The sequence below is a fragment of the Alteromonas sp. K632G genome (assembly GCF_017653625.1).
Lineage (GTDB): Bacteria > Pseudomonadota > Gammaproteobacteria > Enterobacterales > Alteromonadaceae > Alteromonas > Alteromonas naphthalenivorans.
Map to the genome: position 1 here is coordinate 66,063 of NZ_JAGGDM010000019.1, position 20,923 is coordinate 86,985.

18 protein-coding genes are annotated in these 20,923 nt (G+C 44.5%); 12 read left to right on the forward strand and 6 right to left on the reverse strand.

Going from position 1 to position 20,923, the window contains the following annotated elements:
- Positions 1-42 precede the first annotated feature (42 nt).
- The gene (locus tag J5X92_RS17105; RefSeq protein WP_208806175.1) at positions 43-714 is read left to right on the forward strand and encodes a Crp/Fnr family transcriptional regulator; all 672 of its coding nucleotides are present in this window, start codon (positions 43-45) and stop codon (positions 712-714) included.
- Here J5X92_RS17105 and J5X92_RS17110 read toward each other — a convergent pair.
- Complete coding sequence (locus tag J5X92_RS17110; RefSeq protein WP_208806176.1) at positions 703-1,236, reverse strand: Lrp/AsnC family transcriptional regulator; 534 nt, start codon at positions 1,234-1,236, stop codon at positions 703-705. The two genes, J5X92_RS17105 and J5X92_RS17110, sit on opposite strands and share 12 nt — an antisense overlap.
- 387 nt (positions 1,237-1,623) lie before the next feature.
- Between J5X92_RS17110 and J5X92_RS17115 the strand changes: the two genes are divergently transcribed.
- The 3 genes from J5X92_RS17115 (at position 1,624) to J5X92_RS17125 (ending at position 5,028) form a co-directional block, all read left to right on the forward strand.
- Entirely contained in the window at positions 1,624-2,979 is a 1,356-nt protein-coding gene (locus tag J5X92_RS17115) for a cytosine permease (protein ID WP_208806177.1), read from the forward strand.
- Positions 2,976-4,103 (forward strand): DUF917 domain-containing protein, encoded by a 1,128-nt coding sequence (locus tag J5X92_RS17120; protein ID WP_126872844.1) that lies wholly within the window; start codon positions 2,976-2,978, stop codon positions 4,101-4,103. The genes J5X92_RS17115 and J5X92_RS17120 overlap by 4 nt, the downstream gene beginning before the upstream one ends.
- Positions 4,104-4,194: 91 nt before the next feature.
- Positions 4,195-5,028: a class II glutamine amidotransferase gene (locus J5X92_RS17125; RefSeq protein ID WP_126872843.1), complete on the forward strand. Its 834-nt coding sequence runs from the start codon at positions 4,195-4,197 to the stop codon at positions 5,026-5,028.
- A 34-nt stretch (positions 5,029-5,062) separates the two neighbouring features.
- On the opposite strand, the gene J5X92_RS17130 is transcribed toward J5X92_RS17125, so the two are convergent.
- Positions 5,063-6,001, reverse strand: a complete 939-nt coding sequence (locus tag J5X92_RS17130) for a LysR family transcriptional regulator (protein WP_126872842.1) — start codon at positions 5,999-6,001, stop codon at positions 5,063-5,065.
- A gap of 99 nt (positions 6,002-6,100) precedes the next feature.
- On the opposite strand from J5X92_RS17130, the gene J5X92_RS17135 reads away from it, so the two are divergent.
- Positions 6,101-6,616 carry a lactoylglutathione lyase family protein gene (locus J5X92_RS17135; protein ID WP_013782605.1) on the forward strand — a complete coding sequence of 172 codons (516 nt, stop codon included), beginning with the start codon at positions 6,101-6,103 and terminating at the stop codon, positions 6,614-6,616.
- Positions 6,617-6,761: 145 nt separating this feature from the next.
- On the opposite strand, the gene J5X92_RS17140 is transcribed toward J5X92_RS17135, so the two are convergent.
- From J5X92_RS17140 to J5X92_RS17150, 3 genes are read right to left on the reverse strand one after another with little or no spacing between them, the layout of a single operon-like run.
- Entirely contained in the window at positions 6,762-7,403 is a 642-nt protein-coding gene (locus tag J5X92_RS17140) for an MBL fold metallo-hydrolase (protein ID WP_126872841.1), read from the reverse strand.
- A 21-nt stretch (positions 7,404-7,424) separates the two neighbouring features.
- Positions 7,425-9,161, reverse strand: coding sequence for an amidohydrolase (locus J5X92_RS17145; protein WP_126872840.1), 1,737 nt, complete (start codon positions 9,159-9,161; stop codon positions 7,425-7,427).
- Between the two features lie 2 nt (positions 9,162-9,163).
- On the reverse strand, positions 9,164-10,177 hold the full coding sequence (locus J5X92_RS17150; protein WP_126872839.1) for a serine/threonine dehydratase: 1,014 nt from the start codon (positions 10,175-10,177) through the stop codon (positions 9,164-9,166).
- Positions 10,178-10,334: 157 nt separating this feature from the next.
- Here J5X92_RS17150 and J5X92_RS17155 point away from each other — a divergent pair, with 157 nt between their 5' ends.
- Positions 10,335-13,307, forward strand: a complete 2,973-nt coding sequence (locus tag J5X92_RS17155; RefSeq protein ID WP_126872838.1) for a bifunctional diguanylate cyclase/phosphodiesterase — start codon at positions 10,335-10,337, stop codon at positions 13,305-13,307.
- A gap of 9 nt (positions 13,308-13,316) precedes the next feature.
- Entirely contained in the window at positions 13,317-13,691 is a 375-nt protein-coding gene (locus J5X92_RS17160; RefSeq protein WP_013782610.1) for a PH domain-containing protein, read from the forward strand.
- A 137-nt stretch (positions 13,692-13,828) separates the two neighbouring features.
- On the opposite strand, the gene J5X92_RS17165 is transcribed toward J5X92_RS17160, so the two are convergent.
- Positions 13,829-16,036, reverse strand: a complete 2,208-nt coding sequence (locus J5X92_RS17165; protein WP_208806178.1) for a S9 family peptidase — start codon at positions 16,034-16,036, stop codon at positions 13,829-13,831.
- 72 nt (positions 16,037-16,108) lie between these two features.
- Here J5X92_RS17165 and J5X92_RS17170 point away from each other — a divergent pair, with 72 nt between their 5' ends.
- From J5X92_RS17170 to bcsA, 5 genes are all read left to right on the forward strand, one after another.
- Positions 16,109-16,729, forward strand: coding sequence for an NAD(P)H-binding protein (locus J5X92_RS17170; protein WP_126872836.1), 621 nt, complete (start codon positions 16,109-16,111; stop codon positions 16,727-16,729).
- Positions 16,730-16,782: 53 nt separating this feature from the next.
- Positions 16,783-17,499: a methyltransferase gene (locus J5X92_RS17175; protein WP_126872835.1), complete on the forward strand. Its 717-nt coding sequence runs from the start codon at positions 16,783-16,785 to the stop codon at positions 17,497-17,499.
- 15 nt (positions 17,500-17,514) lie between these two features.
- Entirely contained in the window at positions 17,515-18,021 is a 507-nt protein-coding gene (locus J5X92_RS17180) for a YgjV family protein (protein ID WP_126872834.1), read from the forward strand.
- A 201-nt stretch (positions 18,022-18,222) separates the two neighbouring features.
- Positions 18,223-18,726: a hypothetical protein gene (locus tag J5X92_RS17185; protein ID WP_126872833.1), complete on the forward strand. Its 504-nt coding sequence runs from the start codon at positions 18,223-18,225 to the stop codon at positions 18,724-18,726.
- On the forward strand, positions 18,707-20,923 hold the full coding sequence (gene bcsA / locus J5X92_RS17190; protein WP_126872832.1) for a UDP-forming cellulose synthase catalytic subunit: 2,217 nt from the start codon (positions 18,707-18,709) through the stop codon (positions 20,921-20,923). The genes J5X92_RS17185 and bcsA overlap by 20 nt, the downstream gene beginning before the upstream one ends.

Consider the following 20,923-nt stretch of genomic DNA (forward strand, 5'->3'; position numbering starts at 1 on the left):
ATTAACATGGTAAATATATAGAACTATAGATTTGGTGAAAAAGTGTCGTATGTAAAAGCACTCAATCAGGTTGTAATGGAAGAGTCACTACTTACGTTATGCAATCAATTTGGTACGCCAACTGAATACGAAAATGGCGCTATGATCCACAATCGCGGGGATTTAAAACCTGGGCTGTCCATCGTATTGGCTGGGCAAGTGAAGGTGGGCAATTATGGCGTGGACGGTAACTATCAACTCACCACAGTAATGGAGCGGGGCGACACCTTTGGCGAATTCACCCTATATGCTTCGTTGGCCAGAACCCATCATGCGCAAGCAATGTCCGACTGCAATGTGCTGCAAATTAATGAAAGCCGCTTTCGGAAACTTGAGGTTGCGCATCCTGAAGTTGGCGTATTTTTAACGCGGAATCTTGCCATAAAGCTTCACGCTACCCTAGAGCGGTTAGATGATATTTTACGCTTACCTACTCATGTACAGTTGGCGAAATTAATTTATCAAACCAGTGCGGCTCAGCACACTACTGCTGTAAGGCTTAGGCAAAGCGATTATGCTGAGCGATTAGGCGTAACTGTGCTAACCGCGCATAAGGCCCTGAATAAATTAGTATCGCTTTCACTAATTCGTAAGCAGTATGGAAAAGTAGAGATCGTTGATGAGGCTGCAATGTCTGAGTGGCTTAACGATAATACGTCTTTGCTACCTGTCTGATGCAGATTCACCCATAGAAATTTCTGCTTTATCCAACCATTTTAATTGCGCCAGCGGATAGCCCAAAAAGAATTTTTCTCTTGATAGAATAATTCGATTTTCAATGCGCTTAATACCAAGGTCTTCTCTGTCGCTCAGCGATGTACAGGCATCATTTAGTTTGGCGATATTCGCAAAACAACTGAACGACACATAATCCACTTTTCCTGTAATCTGCATGCAATCCATGAACTCTGGTATTTCTCGAATAGCAGCAATGAAGCGCCGTTTAAAAGGGGCACTATTGTCATGCAAGGTAAATTCAACATAAGCGAAAACATGTTCGCACATGGCTTCAATATTCACGTCAGCGTGAAAGGTGCGAAAGTAGCCAGCTTCTTTTAATGCTTTTACTCGCTGAAAGCAGGCGCTAGGGGAAAGGTTAACTCGGCCCGCTAATTCCACGTTGGTGAGGTCTGCTTGCAAATGCAATATGGCCAATATCTTTTGGTTGTAGCTGTCTAAATGAATAATCTTTTTCATAAGGTAGTTTCTGTTAGCTTAAATTCATGTATCGCTACATATAGGACTGTCTTTCGCGCTGAAAAGCTTTTCTGCTGGGGTCTTCATAGGAGTCAGATAGAAGATAAAGTATCTTGCTAGCGTGAAATAATATTTTTTAAAATGGCAATAAGTTCGTAATAAGCGTTAAATTCGCTAGTCAGACTATCAAAATTTATTAATTAACAAAATATTATTTTGTGGAAAGTTTGCACAATAGTATTGGGAATTAAAATTGGGCGTGTATAGCGACTTTTATCGCGCTAAATGTATGCGTTATTTTTACGTCAGTGAATAAATTCAAACGATAATTGCTGGAATGCGTTAGTCATTTCGCAATTTGTCGACCTTAACAGGGATAACAAAAATATGACGTCTGAAAATACAACAGATACTAATGACTACGCCCTGGAGCCTGTGCCTGAAAGTGCGCAAACAAGTGGCGTCGCGGTAGGTATGATAAACGGGGCGTTGGCTTTTGCGGTTCCTGGGCTGATCACGGGGATAGAAATAGGCGAAGCTTTGGGCTTTTGGGAAAGTATTGCTGCTTTTCTGGTAGGTGGATTAATTTTAGCTTTCTTTGGTACGGTTACCGCGCTGGTAGGGCATGCTAACCGGCTAACATCGTTTTTAACCATACGCCATGTGTTTGGGGTATGGGGCGCAAAGCTTGTGTCTTTTTGTTTCGTACTATCATTATTAGGCTGGTACGGCGTTAATCTTGACTTATTCGCGCTAGCCACCAACGGTTTACTGGTCGATTACTTGGGTATTACTTTTAACACCAGTGCTATCGAGTGGGGCGTTAGTGCTGTCATTGTTGTTACTACCTTGTACGGCTTTCAGCGCATGGAAAAATTATCCACTTGGCTGGTACCTATTATGGGAATGGTTACGCTATTCCTATTAATAAAAAGCGCGATGGCGATAGAGACCTCAGGTGGCTTGGCGTCCGTCGAGCCCACGATGGGGTTTGGTACGGCGGTGTCGGCGGTGGTAGGAAGCTTTATTGTGTCTATCGTGTTGCTGCCCGACTTAGCCCGCTTTTGTCGAACAAAACGAGATGCATGGTCGGCGTCTTTCATTCCCTTTTTTCTATTAAGCACGTTTGTCTACATTGCTGCTTCGTTAGCCGCAAATGTATTCGGTAGTGACGATATTCTTGCCCTGATGGTAAAGGTTGGGCTGGGGCTAGCCGCCTTTGTATTGCTTATTTGTTCCAGCTGGCTCACCAATGTACTGAATTTATACAGTGCCTCATTGGGGGCTGCGGCAGTCATTAATGGTGGCAAACAAAAATTACTGATTATTGCGATGGGTGTGATGGGAGCCGTGGCGTCATCACTTAATTTGCTTGATAGTTTTTCTGAATTCCTTTTCTCTTTGTCTATCATGTTTACCCCTGTTGCGGCTATCTACTGCGCTGATTTTTTTATTCTTCGACGACAAGCTGTGTACCGGGCGGGTGACTTTATTCCTGCGTTTAACATTTGCGCCATAGCCGCGTGGATAACCGGTATCCTGTTTAGCTTTACCAGCGCTGAAACAGGGCTTTTTATCACCCCTATTGAAGCCATAGACGCCTTAATTATTTCGTTAGCCAGCTACCTTATTTTAACCCGCGCAATGCGAGTTCTTACTAATAAGAGCGCCGTAAAGAACAGTACCGATAGCACTGCACCCGCAACCGCAACCAAAGACACCACCGAAAGAGAAAACCTATGAAAGAACTAAGCTTTCAAGATATGAAAGACATTTTGCTAGGCTGTACTGTGCTAGGCACCGGGGGCGGTGGTGAAATGAGTGAAGGCCTAGCATTAATTAACGAAGTGATAGAGAAGGGATTACCACTTCGGCTTGTAGGACTAGATGAAGCCCCCGACGATGAATGGATTTGCACGCCTTATTTGCTCGGCGCCCTCGATTTAACGGCCAAAGAGGCCGACGAATACAAAGCCTTACCCAGAAATGCTGAGCCAGCTATATGCGCCGCGTATAGCCGCATAGAGTCTTATTTTGATAGAAAGTTTTATGGCACGGTATGCTGTGAAATGGGCGGTTCTAATACAGCTGTGGCATTTTATACCGCAGCGTTAAATGGTGGCGTGGTGATTGACGGTGATCCCGCTGGGCGGGCTGTACCTGAAATAACCCACTCAACCTATTATCTAAACGGACTGGATGCCGCGCCTGTTATTGCCGCCAACAGCTTTTGCGAAACCTTCGTGTGTGAAGGGTTGCATGATGACCAAAGAGCCGAGCATGTTATGCGTGCACTTTGCCAAGTTAGCGCCAACGACATAGCGGCTATCGACCACGCTATGCCAGTAAAAGACATTCGGCATGCCCTTATTGGTGGAACTATTTCAAAAGCGTGGGCGCTAGGTAAAGCGGTATCGGCAGCCAAAGAGGAAGGTGCGGATATTGCCAAAGTGATTGCAGATGTTGGCAATGGCTTTGTTGCCTTTAGAGGCAAAGTGACAGCCTTTGAATTTGATACCATAGGTGGCTTTTCTGTCGGAACCGTTGATTTAGCTGGCGCAGACGATGATGAAGGGAATGACGCAGGACATACCTACAAGTTAGGAGTTAAGAACGAAAACCTAATCAGCTACTACGATGGTGAAGTGGATGTGACTATTCCAGATCTCATTTGTGTAATTGATGAGAATACTGGTGAGCCAGTGACCAATCCGCATTATGAAATTGGCCAATCGTTAGCGGTTATTATTTTGCCTGCGCCTGATGCATTTTTAACCCCAAAGGGCTTAGCTACCTTTGGTCCAGCGTATGTTGGTGTAGATGCGCCTTATCGCCCAGCTAGCTTGCAAAACAGACACAATAAATAGGTGTAAATTAGACGTATTGCGCGTTGCTTAGCGCGCCAAGCTTGTTTATGCTCAAGCCTGTTATTATTAACGTTCTAAAAAAGGGTACATCGTGTGTGAACTGCTTGGCATGAGTGCCAATACGCCAACTGATTTGTGTTTTAGCTTTACTGGCCTCACCCGACGTGGTGGCGAGACAGGCCCGCACAAAGATGGCTGGGGCATGGCATTTTATGAAGGCAAGGGCATTCGCCTTTTTCACGATCCAGAGCCCTGTGCTACGTCTCAAATTGCAGAGTTTGTATCTCACCTGCCGATTAAAAGCGAAACGGCTATTTGTCATATTCGCCAAGCTAATGTAGGCAATATAAACCTTGCTAACACCCACCCTTTCACCCGTGAAATGTGGGGTAAGTATTGGGTGTTTGCCCACAATGGGCAGCTGCCTAACTTTGTACCTCGTGAAGGCATGTATGAAGCCGTTGGGGATACCGACAGCGAAGCCATGTTCTGCGACTTAATGAATCAGGTGCGCGAGAACTTGCCTCGTGATGCGATGCCGCAACAATTGGCCGATACACTGGTGGATATCGCAAAAGGCTACGCAGAGCAGGGCGTATTCAATTGTTTATTAAGCAATGGCGACTGGTTGTTTTCATTTTGTAGCACCAAAATGGCGAGCATTACCCGCCGTGCCCCGTTTGGCCCAGCTTGCCTCAGCGACGTGGAGGTAGAGATTGATTTTGCTGCAGAAACCACACCCAACGATGTGGTGAGTATCATTGCCACTGCGCCACTAACTCATGACGAACAATGGGATATTTACGAGCGTGGTGAATGGAAGCTATGGCAGCAGGGCGAGGTGATTGCCAGCGGTAAAGTGGATGTTCCTGTACACAAATCTGAAGTGGCCATGACAAGCCCGAGCCCTGAATTGAGCGCGTAACAAGCAAGTTGAGCTAACATCGCTTTTTGCTGACTTAACTGCTTTCAAGCGCTTGTACAATCAACGACTGAATTTTTTGATAGCGTAGTGGCAACGAACGGTGGGGCGTTTTCACAAAGTAAAGAGGTTCGGCAACATCGTTTGTGGCGGGGTATATCGTTAAACTTTCAGTGGCGTTGGTAAAGCTATCAAGTACTTTAATGGGCAGTACGGTAAAGCCCAGCCCTTTGCTTACGGGTAATAAAATTTGAGACAGCTGATTAATGTAACCACGCTTTGGCAACCGACTAGGATCTAATTGCATTAGGGCCTGCTCGCCCGAGTGGCTAAAGTAAAGTTTTAGATAGTGCATGGCGTCGGGGTGGTTAATTAACCCAAGCGATAGCAAGATATCGGCAATGTCTTTTTCTTGGCTACTTGCAGTATTATCAGCACTATTCGTACTTAAATTACCAAGAGCACCTTTGGGCAATATAAGCCCCAAAGATTCGCTACCGATTTTTTCAGACGAAAACATCTCTTCATCAGGTTGTTGCGTGACGATGCCTAATTCTAGAGTAGACGCGTGAATGCTATTGAGGATGGTTCGGTTGGGCGCAACTTCTAAATGTATACTCAAACTCGGATGGGCAACCTGTAGCTCAACAAGTACAGGGTACAAACGCTGAGCCAACGCACCCGAGCAACCAATTACACACTTTCCTTCGTAGGGCGCATCAAACTTTAAGCTTTCTATGAGTGCCTGTTCATGCTTACTCAAGCTTTGCGCATAGTCGTAAACTCGTTGACCTTGTTCAGTTAGCTCTACACCTTTACCTAGGCGAATGACTAACTCACAGCCACAGGCTTCTTCCAACTTTTTTATGTGTTGGCTCACACCGGGCTGCGTCATAAATCGTTGTTCTGCGGTACGGGTAAAATTCCCCGTTTCTACTAGCACTTTGAACGTATCAAGCCACTGTGGATTTAGCATGGTATAAATTTAAATTATGGATTTAAGAATTAATCATAATTTCTAGTGTTTGCTTTGTCTAGTTAATATACGTGCATACTTTACATCGAGGAGATAAAGATGACTGAAGCAGTTAACACCCCTTATCCACGTACGTTTTCACACATTGGTATTTCGGTTCCAGACCTTGATGCCGCAGTTAAATTTTATACTGAAGTACTAGGCTGGTACTTAATTATGAAGCCCACTGAGATTGTTGAAGATGATTCAGCAATTGGCGAGATGTGTACCGACGTATTTGGTGCAGGTTGGGATAAGTTCCGTATTGCGCACCTTTCAACGGGCGACCGTGTGGGTGTAGAAATCTTCGAATTTAAAAATCAGGAAAACCCTGAAAATAACTTCGAATACTGGAAAACTGGCGTGTTCCATTTCTGTGTTCAAGATCCTGATGTTGAAGGCTTGGCAGAGAAAATTGTAGAAGCGGGTGGTAAGAAACGCATGAAAGCCCCGCGTTACTACTACCCAGGCGAAAAGCCTTACCGCATGATTTACATGGAAGACCCGTTTGGCAACATTCTAGAAATCTATAGCCACAGCTATGAACTTCATTACGCCAGCGGTGCTTACCAATAGGTAAAGAGTAATAGGTAAAGGCAATAGGAAAGGAAGCAGGCATCAATGTCTATAACGTTAGACATTGATAATAGTAAGAGGCGAGTGGATTACTCGCCTTTTTTAATGGACGGGAAAGCTACCCTATTGGCACTTCTATAAGCACTTAACCCCATTGCCCCGCAACATAAGGGTTGCTGGCTTTTTCTTTTGCTACCGTGGTAGTAGGGCCATGACCAGGGTAAATCACCATATCGTCAGGCAGCGTTAAAATATTCGCGTTTATTGAATCGAGTAGCTGTTGATGATTTCCCTGAGGGAAATCAGTGCGCCCAATCGAACCTGCAAAAATCACATCACCTACAATAACCTTGTTACTCGTTCGCTCCACCAGAACCACATGGCCAGGGGTATGTCCCGGACAGTGCAATACCTCAAGCGTTAGCTCGCCAACTGAAATGGTATCTTTGTCATTTAACCATTGGTTAGGCACAAAGGGCGTGGCAGGTGGAAAGCCAAACATTTGGCTTTGCTGCATAAGGGCATCTAGCCAAAACTTGTCCCCCAGATGTGGCCCTATTATCGGCACATCGTAATGCTTAGCCAGTTCGACGGTGCCACCTACATGGTCTAAATGACCGTGGGTAAGAATGATTTTTTCAATAGTGACCTGATTATCCGACGCCGCGCCGATAAGTTTCTGTATATCTCCGCCAGGGTCAACAAATGCCCCCTGTTTACTACCTGCGTCCCAAATAAGCGAACAGTTTTGAGCAAATGGCGTAACCGGTATAATAACAATTTCCAATGTGCTGCCTCCCAACAACGGCTATTTCGAAAACACTTTTTTGCCTGCTATGTAGGTAGCATGCACTTGGGTTTTCCAAATATCTTTTTTATCAATGGTGAAGATATCTTGATCAACCAGAATAAAATCAGCCCATTTGCCCGGTGTAAGGGTGCCAAGTGTATCTTCCATATGTCCCGCGTAAGCGGCATCTAATGTAAAGCCTTTAAAGGCTTGCTCAATAGTAAGCGCTTCGTGTGCATACCAGCCTTTCACCGGTTGATTGTCTCTGTCTTGACGGGTTACCGCAGCGTGCAAACCATAAAATGGGTTTGCCAATTCGACAGGAAAATCTGAGCCTAATGGCAAAGGAATGCCTGATTCAAGTAAAGTTTGCCACGCATAAGCACCTTCCATTCTGTCTTTTCCGATACGATCTTCAGCCATATTTTTATCGCTGGTGGCATGTGTTGGTTGCATGGATGGCAATACATCTAACTCGGCAAAACGAGCGAGATCTTCAGGCGCGATAACTTGCGCATGTTCTATTCGGTTACGTAATTCACTACCGCCAATAGCAGCAAATGTTTTTTCAAATTCATTAAGCGCAACATGATTCGCTTTGTCGCCAATAGCGTGGTAATTCAATTGAAACCCGGCACCGATGACCGATGTAAATAACGGCGTCATGTCCTCAGGCTGAGTGAGTAATAAACCATGCTGGTGGGGAGCGTCAGAGTAGGGAGCTAATAAGGCTGCGCCTCTACTGCCAAGGGCACCGTCACCGTAAGCTTTGACTGAACGAATGTACAAATAATCGTTAGCGTCCCGTATTGGCCCTTTTCCAAGTAGTTTACTTAAGTCAGGGTCAGTGGCGCTTATCATGGCGTATATTCGAATGGGTAATTCAGCTTGAACTGCTTGTTTAATATAGAAGTCGTACACACCACGGCCGACGCCCGCATCATGCATCGACGTAATACCATTTGATAGTAAGTGCTTACCTGCAGCATCGAGTTGGCGTTTGTAAACCGCATTGCTCTGTGTTGGTAAATAGGGTTCGACTAATGCCATGGCATTGTCAATCAATACCCCAGTCGGCTCGCCGTTGGCATCTTTTACAATTTCACCGCCAACTGGCGTGGGGGTGTCTTTGGTAATACCCGCCAAGGTGAGGGTTTTGGTATTAGCCCAACCCGCATGGCCATCTACACGAGTTAGCCATACCGGCCGGTCGGACACTTTTTTATCTAAATCAGCACTGGTGGGAAAGGCTCTATCAGACCATAATTCTTGGTTCCACCCTCGGCCAGTAATCCATGGTTGCGTGCTATTTGCTAGTGCATATTTTGCTACGTTATCAGCGGCATTGGCAGCACTGGTACTTTCACGTAAATCAACTTCAAGTAGGTTGGCACCTAAGCCCAATAAATGCCCGTGCGCATCTATAAGCCCCGGCAACATTACGCGGCCCTTACCATCAATGGTGTTGGTAATATTTAACGTTTGAGCAGTGCTCTCATCTGGTTTTATATCGAGAGAAAGCACTTTGCCTTCGTCGATAAGAATCGATGTGAACGATACTAACTTAGTATCATCATTCAGCGTGTAACCTTTTACGTTGGTAAAAAGTGTTGCTGCACACGCGACACCCGATAGTGTGGCTATAGCAAGTGCGCCACTGAATTTAAGAATGAAACGTTTTATGGTGCGGTTGTTACTTTGATTAGGGGTAACTCCACTTACTCTTTCTGTCGTATTAACGTGCATTTTTGGCATGCTTATTCTTCCATGTTAATAATAGGGGGTTGTAGTAAAAAGTCGCGCTGCCAAATTTCGGCCATAGAGGCTTGGCTTATATTGCCGCCAGATAGCATAACCAAAGCGGTCTGCCCTGGTGGCGTGTTAGCAGCCCATGCCGCAACTGCTGCCATACTCATGGCACAGGTGGGCTCTATATGAAGTTTTAATAGGTGCTGTAGCCATTGCGTCCAATAAGCTATTTGTAATTCGTCTACCTCGTAAAAATCATCAAGCGCTTGTAATAGCGGAAAGGTCACATTGCCAACTGAGGGCGTTGCTGCGCCGTCGGCAAGGGTTACCGGCGGAGCATCAAGCGCAACTATTTCGCCTTGCTGCAATGACTGAGATGCATCGTTGGCAGCCAGTGGTTCAGCCCCAATCACTAACGCATCGGGTTGTAACGCACGGGCCGCAAGCAATGTGCCTGATAACAAGCCGCCACCGCCACAAGGGGCAAAGATAGCATCTACCTTTCCTGTATCTTCGAGGGCTTCCATGGCCGCGGTGCCTTGACCTGCTACTATGTCTGGATGGTTGAAAGGTGGGATCCACACAGTCCCTTCTTCTTCGGCTGCATTGGCCACGGCGATATCTGCTTCTTGGCGGGTGGGGAACAACTTAAGTGTTGCCCCATAACTTTCAGTGGCCGCTGCTTTAATAGGAGAAATGGTTTCACTAGCAAAAATAGTCGCAGGAATGCCATATTTTGCGGCCGCATAAGACACGGCTTGGGCGTGATTGCCTGAACTATTTGCCACCACTTTTTTAGGCAGTTCACCACGTTCATCTAAGTGCGATAAGAAATTCATTGCACCACGCAGCTTAAACGCCCCTATAGTTTGCAAGCATTCGGCTTTAAACAGAATGCGATGTCCCATCCACTTATTTAACAGGCTCGACTCCATAATGGGTGTGCGCTTTACGTGATTTTTAATTCTGTCATACGCTTGAGTTATGGCCGAGTAGGACAGTTCCGTTTCACTAGGGTGCATGAGTAACGCCTTGTATCTGCATTAGAAACACGTTTATTTAAACGTAGTCATCAATAAGTAAAGGTATACCCTACCATTTAAATACAAAAAGGCTAATTCATAAAATATTCATATTCGCGGTTTATAGTCCCAGCCTCTCGAATGAGAGGTAATTGTAATGCAATCAAGAGTTACCCACCGAATTTACGGACTCCCCTTAGTGCTGTTCGTGTTTCTTTCCATACTTTTTGTCTCAGCGGGTGTCTATCTCGACAAAGAAGACAAACGGGTGCGGATTTCAAAAGCCCAGTCAGTTGCGGAACAGGTAAAAATTAGCTTGGAAGTATTCTCTACCGAACGCATCCAAGCCGTTCACAATTTAATGCGTAACTGGCCAACCTTTGCGCCCAACCAGGTAGATTGGTTTAATGCGCAAGCAATGTCGTTGATGGGGATGCAGCGCGGCTATAGTTCGCTAACATTTGCTGATCAAAACGGCGTTATTCAATGGGTTGCTACGCCCTCCCATGGAATGAAAACCCGCTTATCGAACGAACTTATCGGTCAGCCACTCGCGTCGGTAGGGCTAACTATTCCCGCTCTGGCTGAATCGTTGGCGAGCACATTGGTACATTCGTCAGCAACGGGTCACTACCATATTGTTGTTGGACGCTCTATTAGCCCTCAAGAACTTAATCACGGGTACTTATTGGCGGGCTTTGATGCGCAAACTATTTTGGGCGTTATGCTAGGCGAGCTAGAAGGTCCTCAGTTTAATTTTGCGCTTCGAGACTCGGGGCACACCCTGTTTAGCAATGGGGAGTTGGTTAATGATGGAACCGTTATTACTACTGAGCCTTTCTCATTTATAGGTCGTCAGTTTTCGCTGTCTATGCAGACCGAAGTGGGGCGTTATAGTGCTGGTGTATTAGTTGCGGTAATAGGGCTTTTCATGTCGGCATTGGCCAGCTGGATTTTTCATAAGCAAATGAAAGGTGCGGTGCGCCTATCGATTAGTCAAAAGCGCTACCTTACGGCAAGTGAGGCCTCATTAGATGCGTTAGTTATTTATCGGCCTACCGGCAGTGATTATGAGTTAGTTGAAGCGAATCGCTATAGTCGCTTTCTATTTCGTGGAGCATGCTCAGAGTTAGGCGCTAAAACACTGAAAGACCAGTTAGCGTTTCTAGGTAAAGCCGAACTGTTCAACTGTATCAAGAAGGTGGCAACAAACAACACGCCCTTTGAAGAGTATATCTCTATCGAGGGAGGCAAGGTTGCGCCTGAATGGCTGAAGGTACAAGTGGTTAAAGCAGGGGATAACATTGCTTTAACCGCAAGAGATGTCACAGAAAGATTCAAAGCTCAGCAAGCGCTCAAGCAGAGTGAAGAGCGTTATCGTAGGCTGGTAGATGGCATGCACAGGCACTTCGTTTATACCAAAACCGCTGACCATAAGTTTATCTATGTGAGTGCTGGAATTAGCACTATTTTAGGGTTTACCCCAGATTATTTCATCGAAAAAGAGTCTCGACTGGTAAGGAAAATACCTGATGAGACTTTCGATATACGAATGAAATCGGGGCAGGGGGTAAAACCTGCGCCTTATCTGGTTCACTACTGCAGTTCTGATAGTACAGAGTTGGTGCTAGAGTTTTCAGATACCCCTATATTAGATGAATCTGGAGCGCTTATTGCGGTAGAAGGTATAGCTAGAGATGTGACAAAAGAGCAAGAGTTACAAGCTGAAGTGGCGTATCAAGCTAACCACGACCAATTAACGGGTCTACTCAACCGCTATGCTTTCGATAAGCAACTACGTGAAATTTTAGAGGCCAATGCGGCTAATATACCTGCTATTAACGCAGAAATAGACCGAGATAACGTCACTGCCATATACCCTTCACTCATCTCGGCTGATACTACTAACCCTGGCGTAATGTGCTTTATTGACATGGACAGGTTTAAGTTGGTGAACGACAGCTGTGGTCACCCCGCTGGCGATAAGTTACTTCAAGAAGTGTCTACTATATTTCGGCAGCACATTAGCGACAAAGATTTACTTGCCCGAATAGGTGGCGATGAGTTTTGTATTATTTATCACGAACAGCCTCTCGATAAGGTAAAGATTAAGCTCGATAAGCTGTTAAAGGCTATCTCTACATACCGGTTTATGTATGAAGATAAGTTATTTTTCGTTGGGGCGAGCATTGGTGTCATTGAAATAAATCCTCAAGAGCATAATGCGGCAGAACTTATTAAGGCTGCTGATAATGCGTGCTATAAGGCCAAGCATTTAGGAAGAAATAGATACTTTGTCTATCACGCTCAAGATGCTCAGCTAGGCATGGATAGCAGCGAAAATGACGTATTACACACCCTGCACAAAGCGCTGCAGTTCGATGGATTTGAATTATATAGCCAAGCCATTATGCCGCTTAATGGCATAACTGAAGACGATAACCGCGGCCTTGAACACTATGAAATTTTGCTACGGTTAACCGGAAGTGATGGCACACTTATTAGTCCAGGTTTATTTATTCCCCTTGCCGAGCGTCATGGCTTGATGAACAAAGTAGACTACTGGGTAGTAGACAATACATTAAAGACATTAGAGGCTAATCCGCTGCATGTAGACAATGTGGCTAAAGTGGCGATAAATTTGTCAGGAATTACCCTTGGTGATGAAATCACCTTAATGAAAATTACCCAGCGGCTTCAAGGCACCTCAGTACCGTTAGAAAAAATTTGCTTTGAAATCACAGAAACCACAGCAGTGACTAACTTAAGTGCGGCTAAACACTTTATTTCTACTCTTCGGGAAATAGGATGTAGCTTTGCGCTTGACGATTTTGGTGCGGGTATGTCGTCGTTCACTTACCTTAAAAACTTGGATGTTGATTACGTCAAGATTGACGGGTCCTTCGTTCGAAATATTGTTCACGATCCGATTGATCATGCTACAGTTACCGCGATAAATAACATTGCTCACAGTATGGGTAAGCAAACGGTGGCGGAGTTTGTGGTAGATACCGCAACGGCAAATGTACTAAAGGCATTACAGGTAGACTATGGTCAAGGTTTTGCCTTAGACAAGCCTAAGCCCCTTGCTCATCGTGTACAGTGGCTTACAAAACTCGTGTCTGTTTAGGAGAATAAAATGGGCTTATTTGACACCTTGCTAGGTAACGCTAGTGAAACCAGTGCTGAAGCGGTAAATGAAGAACTTTCCCCCATATTGGCAGAAAATGAAACCGTCACCGCAGCATTTAAACTAGTAAGAGATTTAAGCGTATTTACTAATAAGCGTTTAATTCTTATTGATAAGCAAGGACTAACGGGCAGAAAGGTTAATTACCATTCTATTCCTTATAAGTCGATTACCCAGTTTGTGGTAGAAACGGCAGGTCACTTCGATACCGATGCAGAACTAAAAATATGGTTATCAGGTAAAAGTGACGCTATTGAAATTGAGTTAAGTAAAGCATCTGCGCAAGATGTACAAAAGAATCTTGCCAATCAGATGTTTGCTTAATTCTATATTTATGAACGGCTGGTGTTTCACAGCGGTTTGAAATAGTGAAAGTGAAGTATAAATAAAAACGGCGGTGCTTTTAAAAGCCCCGCCGTTTTTTTATTTACCGTTTTTCTCAACGCCTAAAATTAAACACCTTATTGCTCAGGCGTTAAATTTCTGTCGAAGAAGTTAGTAATGGTTTTGTACAAGTGAATACCCGTTTGCTTACCACGAATGCTGTGCTTCTTACCTGGGTAATCCATGGTTTCAAATGGAATTGCCAAATCTTGAAGGTGTTTGTATAGCATAGTAGAGTGAGTAAACAACACGTTATCATCAGCCATTCCATGATAAATAAGTAAGTCACCTTTTAAGTCTTTCGCGTAAGGGAAGACGGAAGAGGCTGTGTATGCATCATCATCGGTTTTAGGGTTGCCCATATAGCGTTCGGTGTAATGCGTATCGTACAAGCGCCAGTCGGTAACTGGAGCACCAGACACACCTGCTTGGAAGTAGTCGCCCGCTTTAAACATGGTCATTAGCGTCATGTAACCGCCATAACTGTGGCCATGAACACCAATACGCTTAGCATCGACATAAGGTAGGGTTCGCAAGAACTCAACACCAGCCACTTGGTCGTCAACTTCGACAAAGCCCATTTTCTTGTAGATAGGATCTTCAAATGCCTTTCCACGGTAGTTAGAGCCTCTGTTATCAAGGGTAAACACCACATAGCCTTTATCTACCCAATGCTGCATCAGTAACCCACGATTACCTGCCCAGCTATTCGTCACAACTTGCGCGTGTGGGCCACCGTAAAGATACACAATAACAGGGTGTTTCTTCTCAAGGTTTTCAGGTTTGTAAATACGGTACTTTAAGATGGCGCCGTCTTTGGTGGTAATGTCGCCAAATTCAGGTTTAGTCCACGTGTCCATGTAGGGATATAGCGGGTGGCCTTCTTCAACCTTATTTTCTTCAAGCCATGTAATACGCTTGCCAGAAGCATCATTTAAACTCACTTGGGCAGGTGAGTTAATGGTAGAGAAACGGTCGATAAAAATGGAGGCATCTTTACTGAACGACACACTGTGATAAGCGCCTTCGTTGGTAATACGTGAAATATCGCCACCGTTTAAGGATACCGAATAGGCGTGGCTTTCAAGCGGTGTATCTTTACGGCCCGCGAAGTAAATTCGATTGCTCTTGGCATCAACCGCTTCAATGTTATCAACTACCCAATCGCCTTGAGTTAACTGACGTACTAACTTGCCGTTGTTCTCGTAAAGGTAAAGGTGCTTGAAGCCATCTCGCTCAGAGGCCCAAATAAACTGGTCTGAGTCAGACAAAAAGTATAAATCGTTATGTAAGTTAACCCATGTGTTACTGGTTTCGCTTAACAACACTTCCTGCTTTTCTGTTGGAACGTTATACGCTCGCAGCTCAAGAGTCTGTTGGTCGCGAGTTTGCCATTGGTAGGTAAAGGTTTCACTGTTAGGCATCCATTTACCGCGGGCAAGGTATATGTCTTTGTCTTCGCCTAAGTCTACCCATCTACGTGCACCGTTATTGATGTTTTGAATAGCAAGCTCAACAAGTACATTGTTGGTGCCTGCTTTTGGGTATTTTTGTTCAATGGTTTTAATGTCGTTGGCATAAATTTCTGAACGAGAAATGACATCTACAGGGCTTTCATCTACTTTGGTAAATGCAATAAAGCTTTCATCAGGTGACCACCAGTAACCAGTCATTCTGCCCATTTCTTCTTGAGCAACGAATTCGGCCATACCAAATTTAATGTTACCGCCGCCTTCTTTTGTGATGGCGGTTTCTTTGCCCGACTCAATATGTTTTACAAACAAGTTTTGGTCGCGAATGAAAGAAATGTAATTTCCTTTAGGAGAAAGCTTAATATCAGTCTCGAATACGTCGGTATCAAGAAGTTGCTTTGCCCCTTTTTCGCCGAGCTTGTGGTAATACACGTCGCCACCTAGCGGGAAAAGAAGCGCTTTTCCGTCTGCAGACCACTGATAGCTTACAATGCCCGAGCCAGATAAGCGCATACGTTCGCGACGGGCTTTCTCTTCGTCGCTTAACACTTCTTCGCCACTTTGAAGGTCATTAGAGTCAAATAGAAGGCGGGTTTCGCCACTGTCTATATGGTATTCCCATAAATCGAGACGTTCATAATCGGTCTGTTTTCCTTTTAGAAACGTAACTCTTTCTCCATCAGGAGAAACTTTAAGTGCACGAGGCGCATTGCCATCAAGGGAAGGAGAAGCGAAAATACGCTCAATATCGAGCGGTGCGGCCTGTACAGCGGTAGAGAGCATAGCGGCTCCTATTAAAAAGGCTTTTTTCATTTTTATCTGCATATTTTTAACTGTCGAATAGTTGATTGTAGAGAAACTGTCTTAGGATACAAGGTACTAAGTATGAAAACCGCAATGGTGCTAGGAGCGACCGGATTAGTGGGACGAACGTTGGTAAATATACTTTTACAGGACCGTCGCTATAGCGAAGTGACCTGTTTGGTAAGAAAGCCGCTGCAGTCTAATCAATTCGGCGATCCGTATAAAAGGTTGAAACCCGTGGTTATCGATTTTGATAACCTGCAAGACTACCAAGGGTATTTTGGTGTCGATCACGTGTATTGCTGTTTAGGTACCACACTTAAGCAAGCCGGCTCTAAATCGGCGTTTAGACGGGTTGATTTTGAATACGTGCATATTGCCGCTCAACTGACTCGAGCACAGCGAACTGGCAGTTTTGTATGGATCTCGTCGGTTGGGGCTGATGCGAAAAGCAGTAACTTTTATTTACGGGTGAAAGGCGAGTTGGAAAACGCGATAATGCGCATGCCTCAGCTTCCACATGCGGCAGCAGTACGTCCCTCACTGTTATTAGGTGCGCGAAGCGAATCTCGCACTCTTGAAGATGTGGCACAAAAAACTGCACCTGCTTGGAAAATGCTGATGCAAGGGCCGTTGAAAAAATACCGCCCAGTGCATGCTGCCGATGTAGCAAGAAACATGATGACAAGGCAAAAGTGGTAGCGTTAGAGCATCACGTTCTAGAAAACACAAACAAAAACATAAAGAGAACCACCATGTTTCGCTGCAAGCAATTTGTTGTTAATCAAACCAATTGTGCCATGAAGGTAAATACCGACAGTATGATTTTAGGTAGTTGGGCTAAGCCTAATCAAAGTGCGCATATTCTTGATATAGGCACTGGCACGGGCATTCTCGCGCTAATGATGGCGCAACAGTCTTTAGCATCGGCAAAAATCACCGCTATCGATATCGACGAAGGCGCAGCACTGCAAGCAAGCGCAAACGTAGGGGCTTCGCCCTGGCCAACAAAAATAACGGTGCAGCACACCAAGTTGTCCGACTTAGCAGCGGATAACACTTTCGATTTTATCGTGTCTAATCCGCCCTATTTCGAGCAGGTAAAAGGCCATAGTCATGCCTACAATTCGCAAAGTGACACTAGAGAACAGGCTAGGCAAACGGTTTCACTTACTCCAGCGCATCTATTTTCATTTGTCATTGAGCACCTTACCAGTACGGGTGAGTTCTATTGCCTTTATCCTTTTACTCGGGAGAGCGAAATTACAGACTTAGCTGCTGAAATAGGCTTAGCCACAAATCGTATATTAAAAGTGCAGCACAATGACCAACACTCCCCTTATGTGACGGTATTTTGTATGAGTAAACAACACAAAAAAAGCGTCATTGAGAATCTGGTAATTAGAGATGAAACCGGAGATTACTCAAGTCATTTTAAAGCGCTTTGCCGCGATTTTTATTTACGTTTTTAACGCAGGTAGTAAGACATGTTGATTGTAGCTGAAGCGTTCGGTGCTATTGCCGTCGTACTCAATTTTATAGGTTATAGACAAAATAGAGTTGAGCGCTATTTGTTTATCTCTGCCTTTGCTTTGCTGAGCTTAAGCGTGCACTTCTTTATGCTTGATGCCATGGCTGCCGGCGTGGGTACATGCTTAGCGGGGTTACGTAATTTCATTGCTATTAAAAATCGTAGTCGATGGGTTCTGTTTATCTTCGTGGCCGCCAATATCCTATTCTTGCTGTATGAGTGGTTTATTCTGCACCATGACTGGAATGTTTTTATCGCCTATGCGTCATCTCTCATTTTTACGATAGGCTCAATTGTCTTACGTGAAACAGGCAAAATCAGACGATATTTTTTGCTCGCAGAAACACTAGGGCTTATGTACGCCCTCTCAGTAGGCAGTATTTTTGGTACCGTTTTTAATATCAGTAACTTATTTAGTATTGTGACAAAGATGATTAGTGATAAAAAGAAGGTAAACCATTAGTCTAAAGTGGCTGCGCGAGGTTTTTAAAAAGCCTTTTAAAACATTGCTTTATGCTTTCTACTTTATGCTAATAAGCCAAAGTTGAATTTAATCACACCACTTCAATGGGTATAAAGAATCATCTGAGGGTATCAGGCCTCAGATTTTTACCTTGCAAGAGTATTTGTAAACTCTTCCGTAGTCTGAGAAGTGGTGTATTTTATGAATGTAGTGAACTTGCACGCTCATCGAGTGACATCGCTTGCCGATAGTCATATTGATGAAGCAGCCGAGCCCTGTGCGAAGCTGATTGGTGGTCAGTCTAAAGAAGAGACTGAACAGCTGTGGAAAAAACGTCTTAACTTATATGTTAGCGCAGAAAAAAAGTTGTTAAAAATTAAACGACTGCGTAAAGTGACAGGGGTTATTACCTTAGCCTGTATGGGAGCATTATTTTTCTCTTTGTACATGGCTCCTATTCTTACCCCTTTCGTGTTTTTAAGTATGGTAGTGGTAATGGCTTTGGGCGTGGCAACGTACCCTGCTTGGTTCTTATTGGGTCGTAGTAGCCAGAAAACGCGCGACAGCATTTCTCGAATGTTTTACCAGAGTAACCACGAGCTCGAAATTGCAGACGGTAAGGTTACGTTAATCAATAGAGCGAGCTATGCTAACGTGACTCACGTTAATATTATGGATAGTAACCTTGGGCAATTCGTTAACTAACAAGCACCACACTCGTTATCTTTTAATTGCCCTGCTTATTGCATCCACGCTCCTAGGATTATTGCTTCTAGCCCCTATGGACGCAGCAGGTCAACTGGTCTCTTCTTCCATTGTTTTGGTTATCATCTCAATATGTAGCCGTGAAGCCAATTTCGCACAACGGTTTCAATATTTCTTTAGAACACTCGCACTGGTACTCGGCGTCGCTATAACCTTGCGCTATTTATTCTGGCGGGGCTTATATACTCTTTCTGCCACTGATGTATTTTCATTTATTGCCATATGGCTTCTTTTTTTAGCTGAAATTTATGCTGGAATTACTTCAATTCTGGGGTGTATTGTCAATGTGTTCCCACTTAGTCGCCCCCAGCTTTCTCTTGATGATATAGATAGAACGCAGTTGCCCACTGTCGATGTCATGATCCCCACGTACAACGAATCACAAGATATTTTAGAAATCACTATTCGAGCAGCCAAAGTGATGGATTATCCTGCTGACAAAGTCAGTATTCATCTTTTGGATGACGGCGGTACCGACGAAAAAATAAATCAAACAGATGCAAAGAAAGCGCAACTAGCCGTGGAGCGCCGCGCAGAGCTGAAGGCGCTTTGTGAAAGGCTGGGTGTAACCTACCATACACGAGCGCAGAACCTTTACGCAAAAGCAGGTAATGTTAACAGCGCCATTAATAATACTTCGGGTGAGCTCATTGTTATTTTAGATGCAGACCACGTGCCCACTAGCGACTTTTTAAGCCGAACTGTGCCTTGGATGGTTAAGAAAGAAAAAGTGTTTTTGGTACAAACCCCTCACTTTATGGCGAACCCAGACCCCGTTGAGCGAAACTATTTCTCGGCGTTTACCCGTATGCCTTCTGAAAACGACATGTTTTACGGCACTATTCAAAAAGGCTTAGATTACTGGTCTAGTTCGTTTTTTTGTGGGTCGGCTGCGTTAATGCGCAGGGCACATTTAGAGTTAGTTGGGGGGATCTCGGGAGAGTCTATTACAGAGGATGCAGAGACTGCCTTAGACTTACATAAAATGGGCTATGAGTCAGTGTATGTTGACCGCCCGATGGTAAGTGGATTAGCGCCAGAAACCTTTGATGCTTTCATACAGCAACGGATGCGCTGGGCACAGGGAATGACCCAAATATTATTGCTGAAAAAACCCTATAACGCGAAGGGATTGTCTTGGTATCAACGCGTTGGCTACATGAGTTCTATAATGTTTTGGCTGTTTCCCTTCGCACGGGTTGTCTTTCTGCTTATGCCGCTTGCTTATTTGGTGTTTGGACTACAGGTTTACCATGCCTCAATGATGGAAATTCTGGCTTTTACCATGCCCCATGTTATTGCAACCTACATGATTTCTACCATGCTATTTGGGCGAACCCGATGGCCGCTGGTTTCTGAGTTATACGAAATTTTACAGTGCGCATTCACACTGATGGCGCTCATCAAGGTATTTTTAAAACCTCGCGCGCCCTCATTTGTGGTTACCCCGAAAGGGGAGAGTTTAGATAAGAACTTTGTTTCGCCACTTTCTAACGTGTTCTACTGGATAACCGCATTGCTTTCGTTTGCCATGATCATCGGCATTTATAAATTCATTAATGAACCGCTTACCCGAGAGCTCACGCTCGTTGTGCTGCTATGGAATGGTTTCAATTTATTGCTTTTGTTCAGCGCTATGAGTGTATTGCTTGAGCGTAAACAACTGAGAAGCCAATCACGACTACCCGCCACCGATAACGTGGTGATTAGAACGCACGAAGGGCAAGCTTGGGTAGGAGAGCTAAACGACTTGTCTTCTAGCGGGGTAAAGGTACAAATTAGGGGGGATTTATCGATAATTCCATCTAATGTGGTATTAACTTCTTGGGCAGAAGCGCTAAAATCTAATGTAGATTTAAATATGAAAGTCGTCGAATTTGATAGCGATAAGAAGACGTTACGTGCAACCTTCAATCCACAAAGTGATGTGGAACGAAATAACGTTGTGGCCTATTGTTTATGTGACAGTAGACGTTGGCAATCGTTTCAACGACGCCGAACTCGCCCGATTTCATATTGGTTTGGTATGCGACATGTTCTAAATGTAGGACTAGGCCCTATATTTGCTCATTTGTTTTTCTTACTAAAAAAGCTGCTTCTACGAATTAAAATGCGTTCTGGGGTATTGAAGGAATAA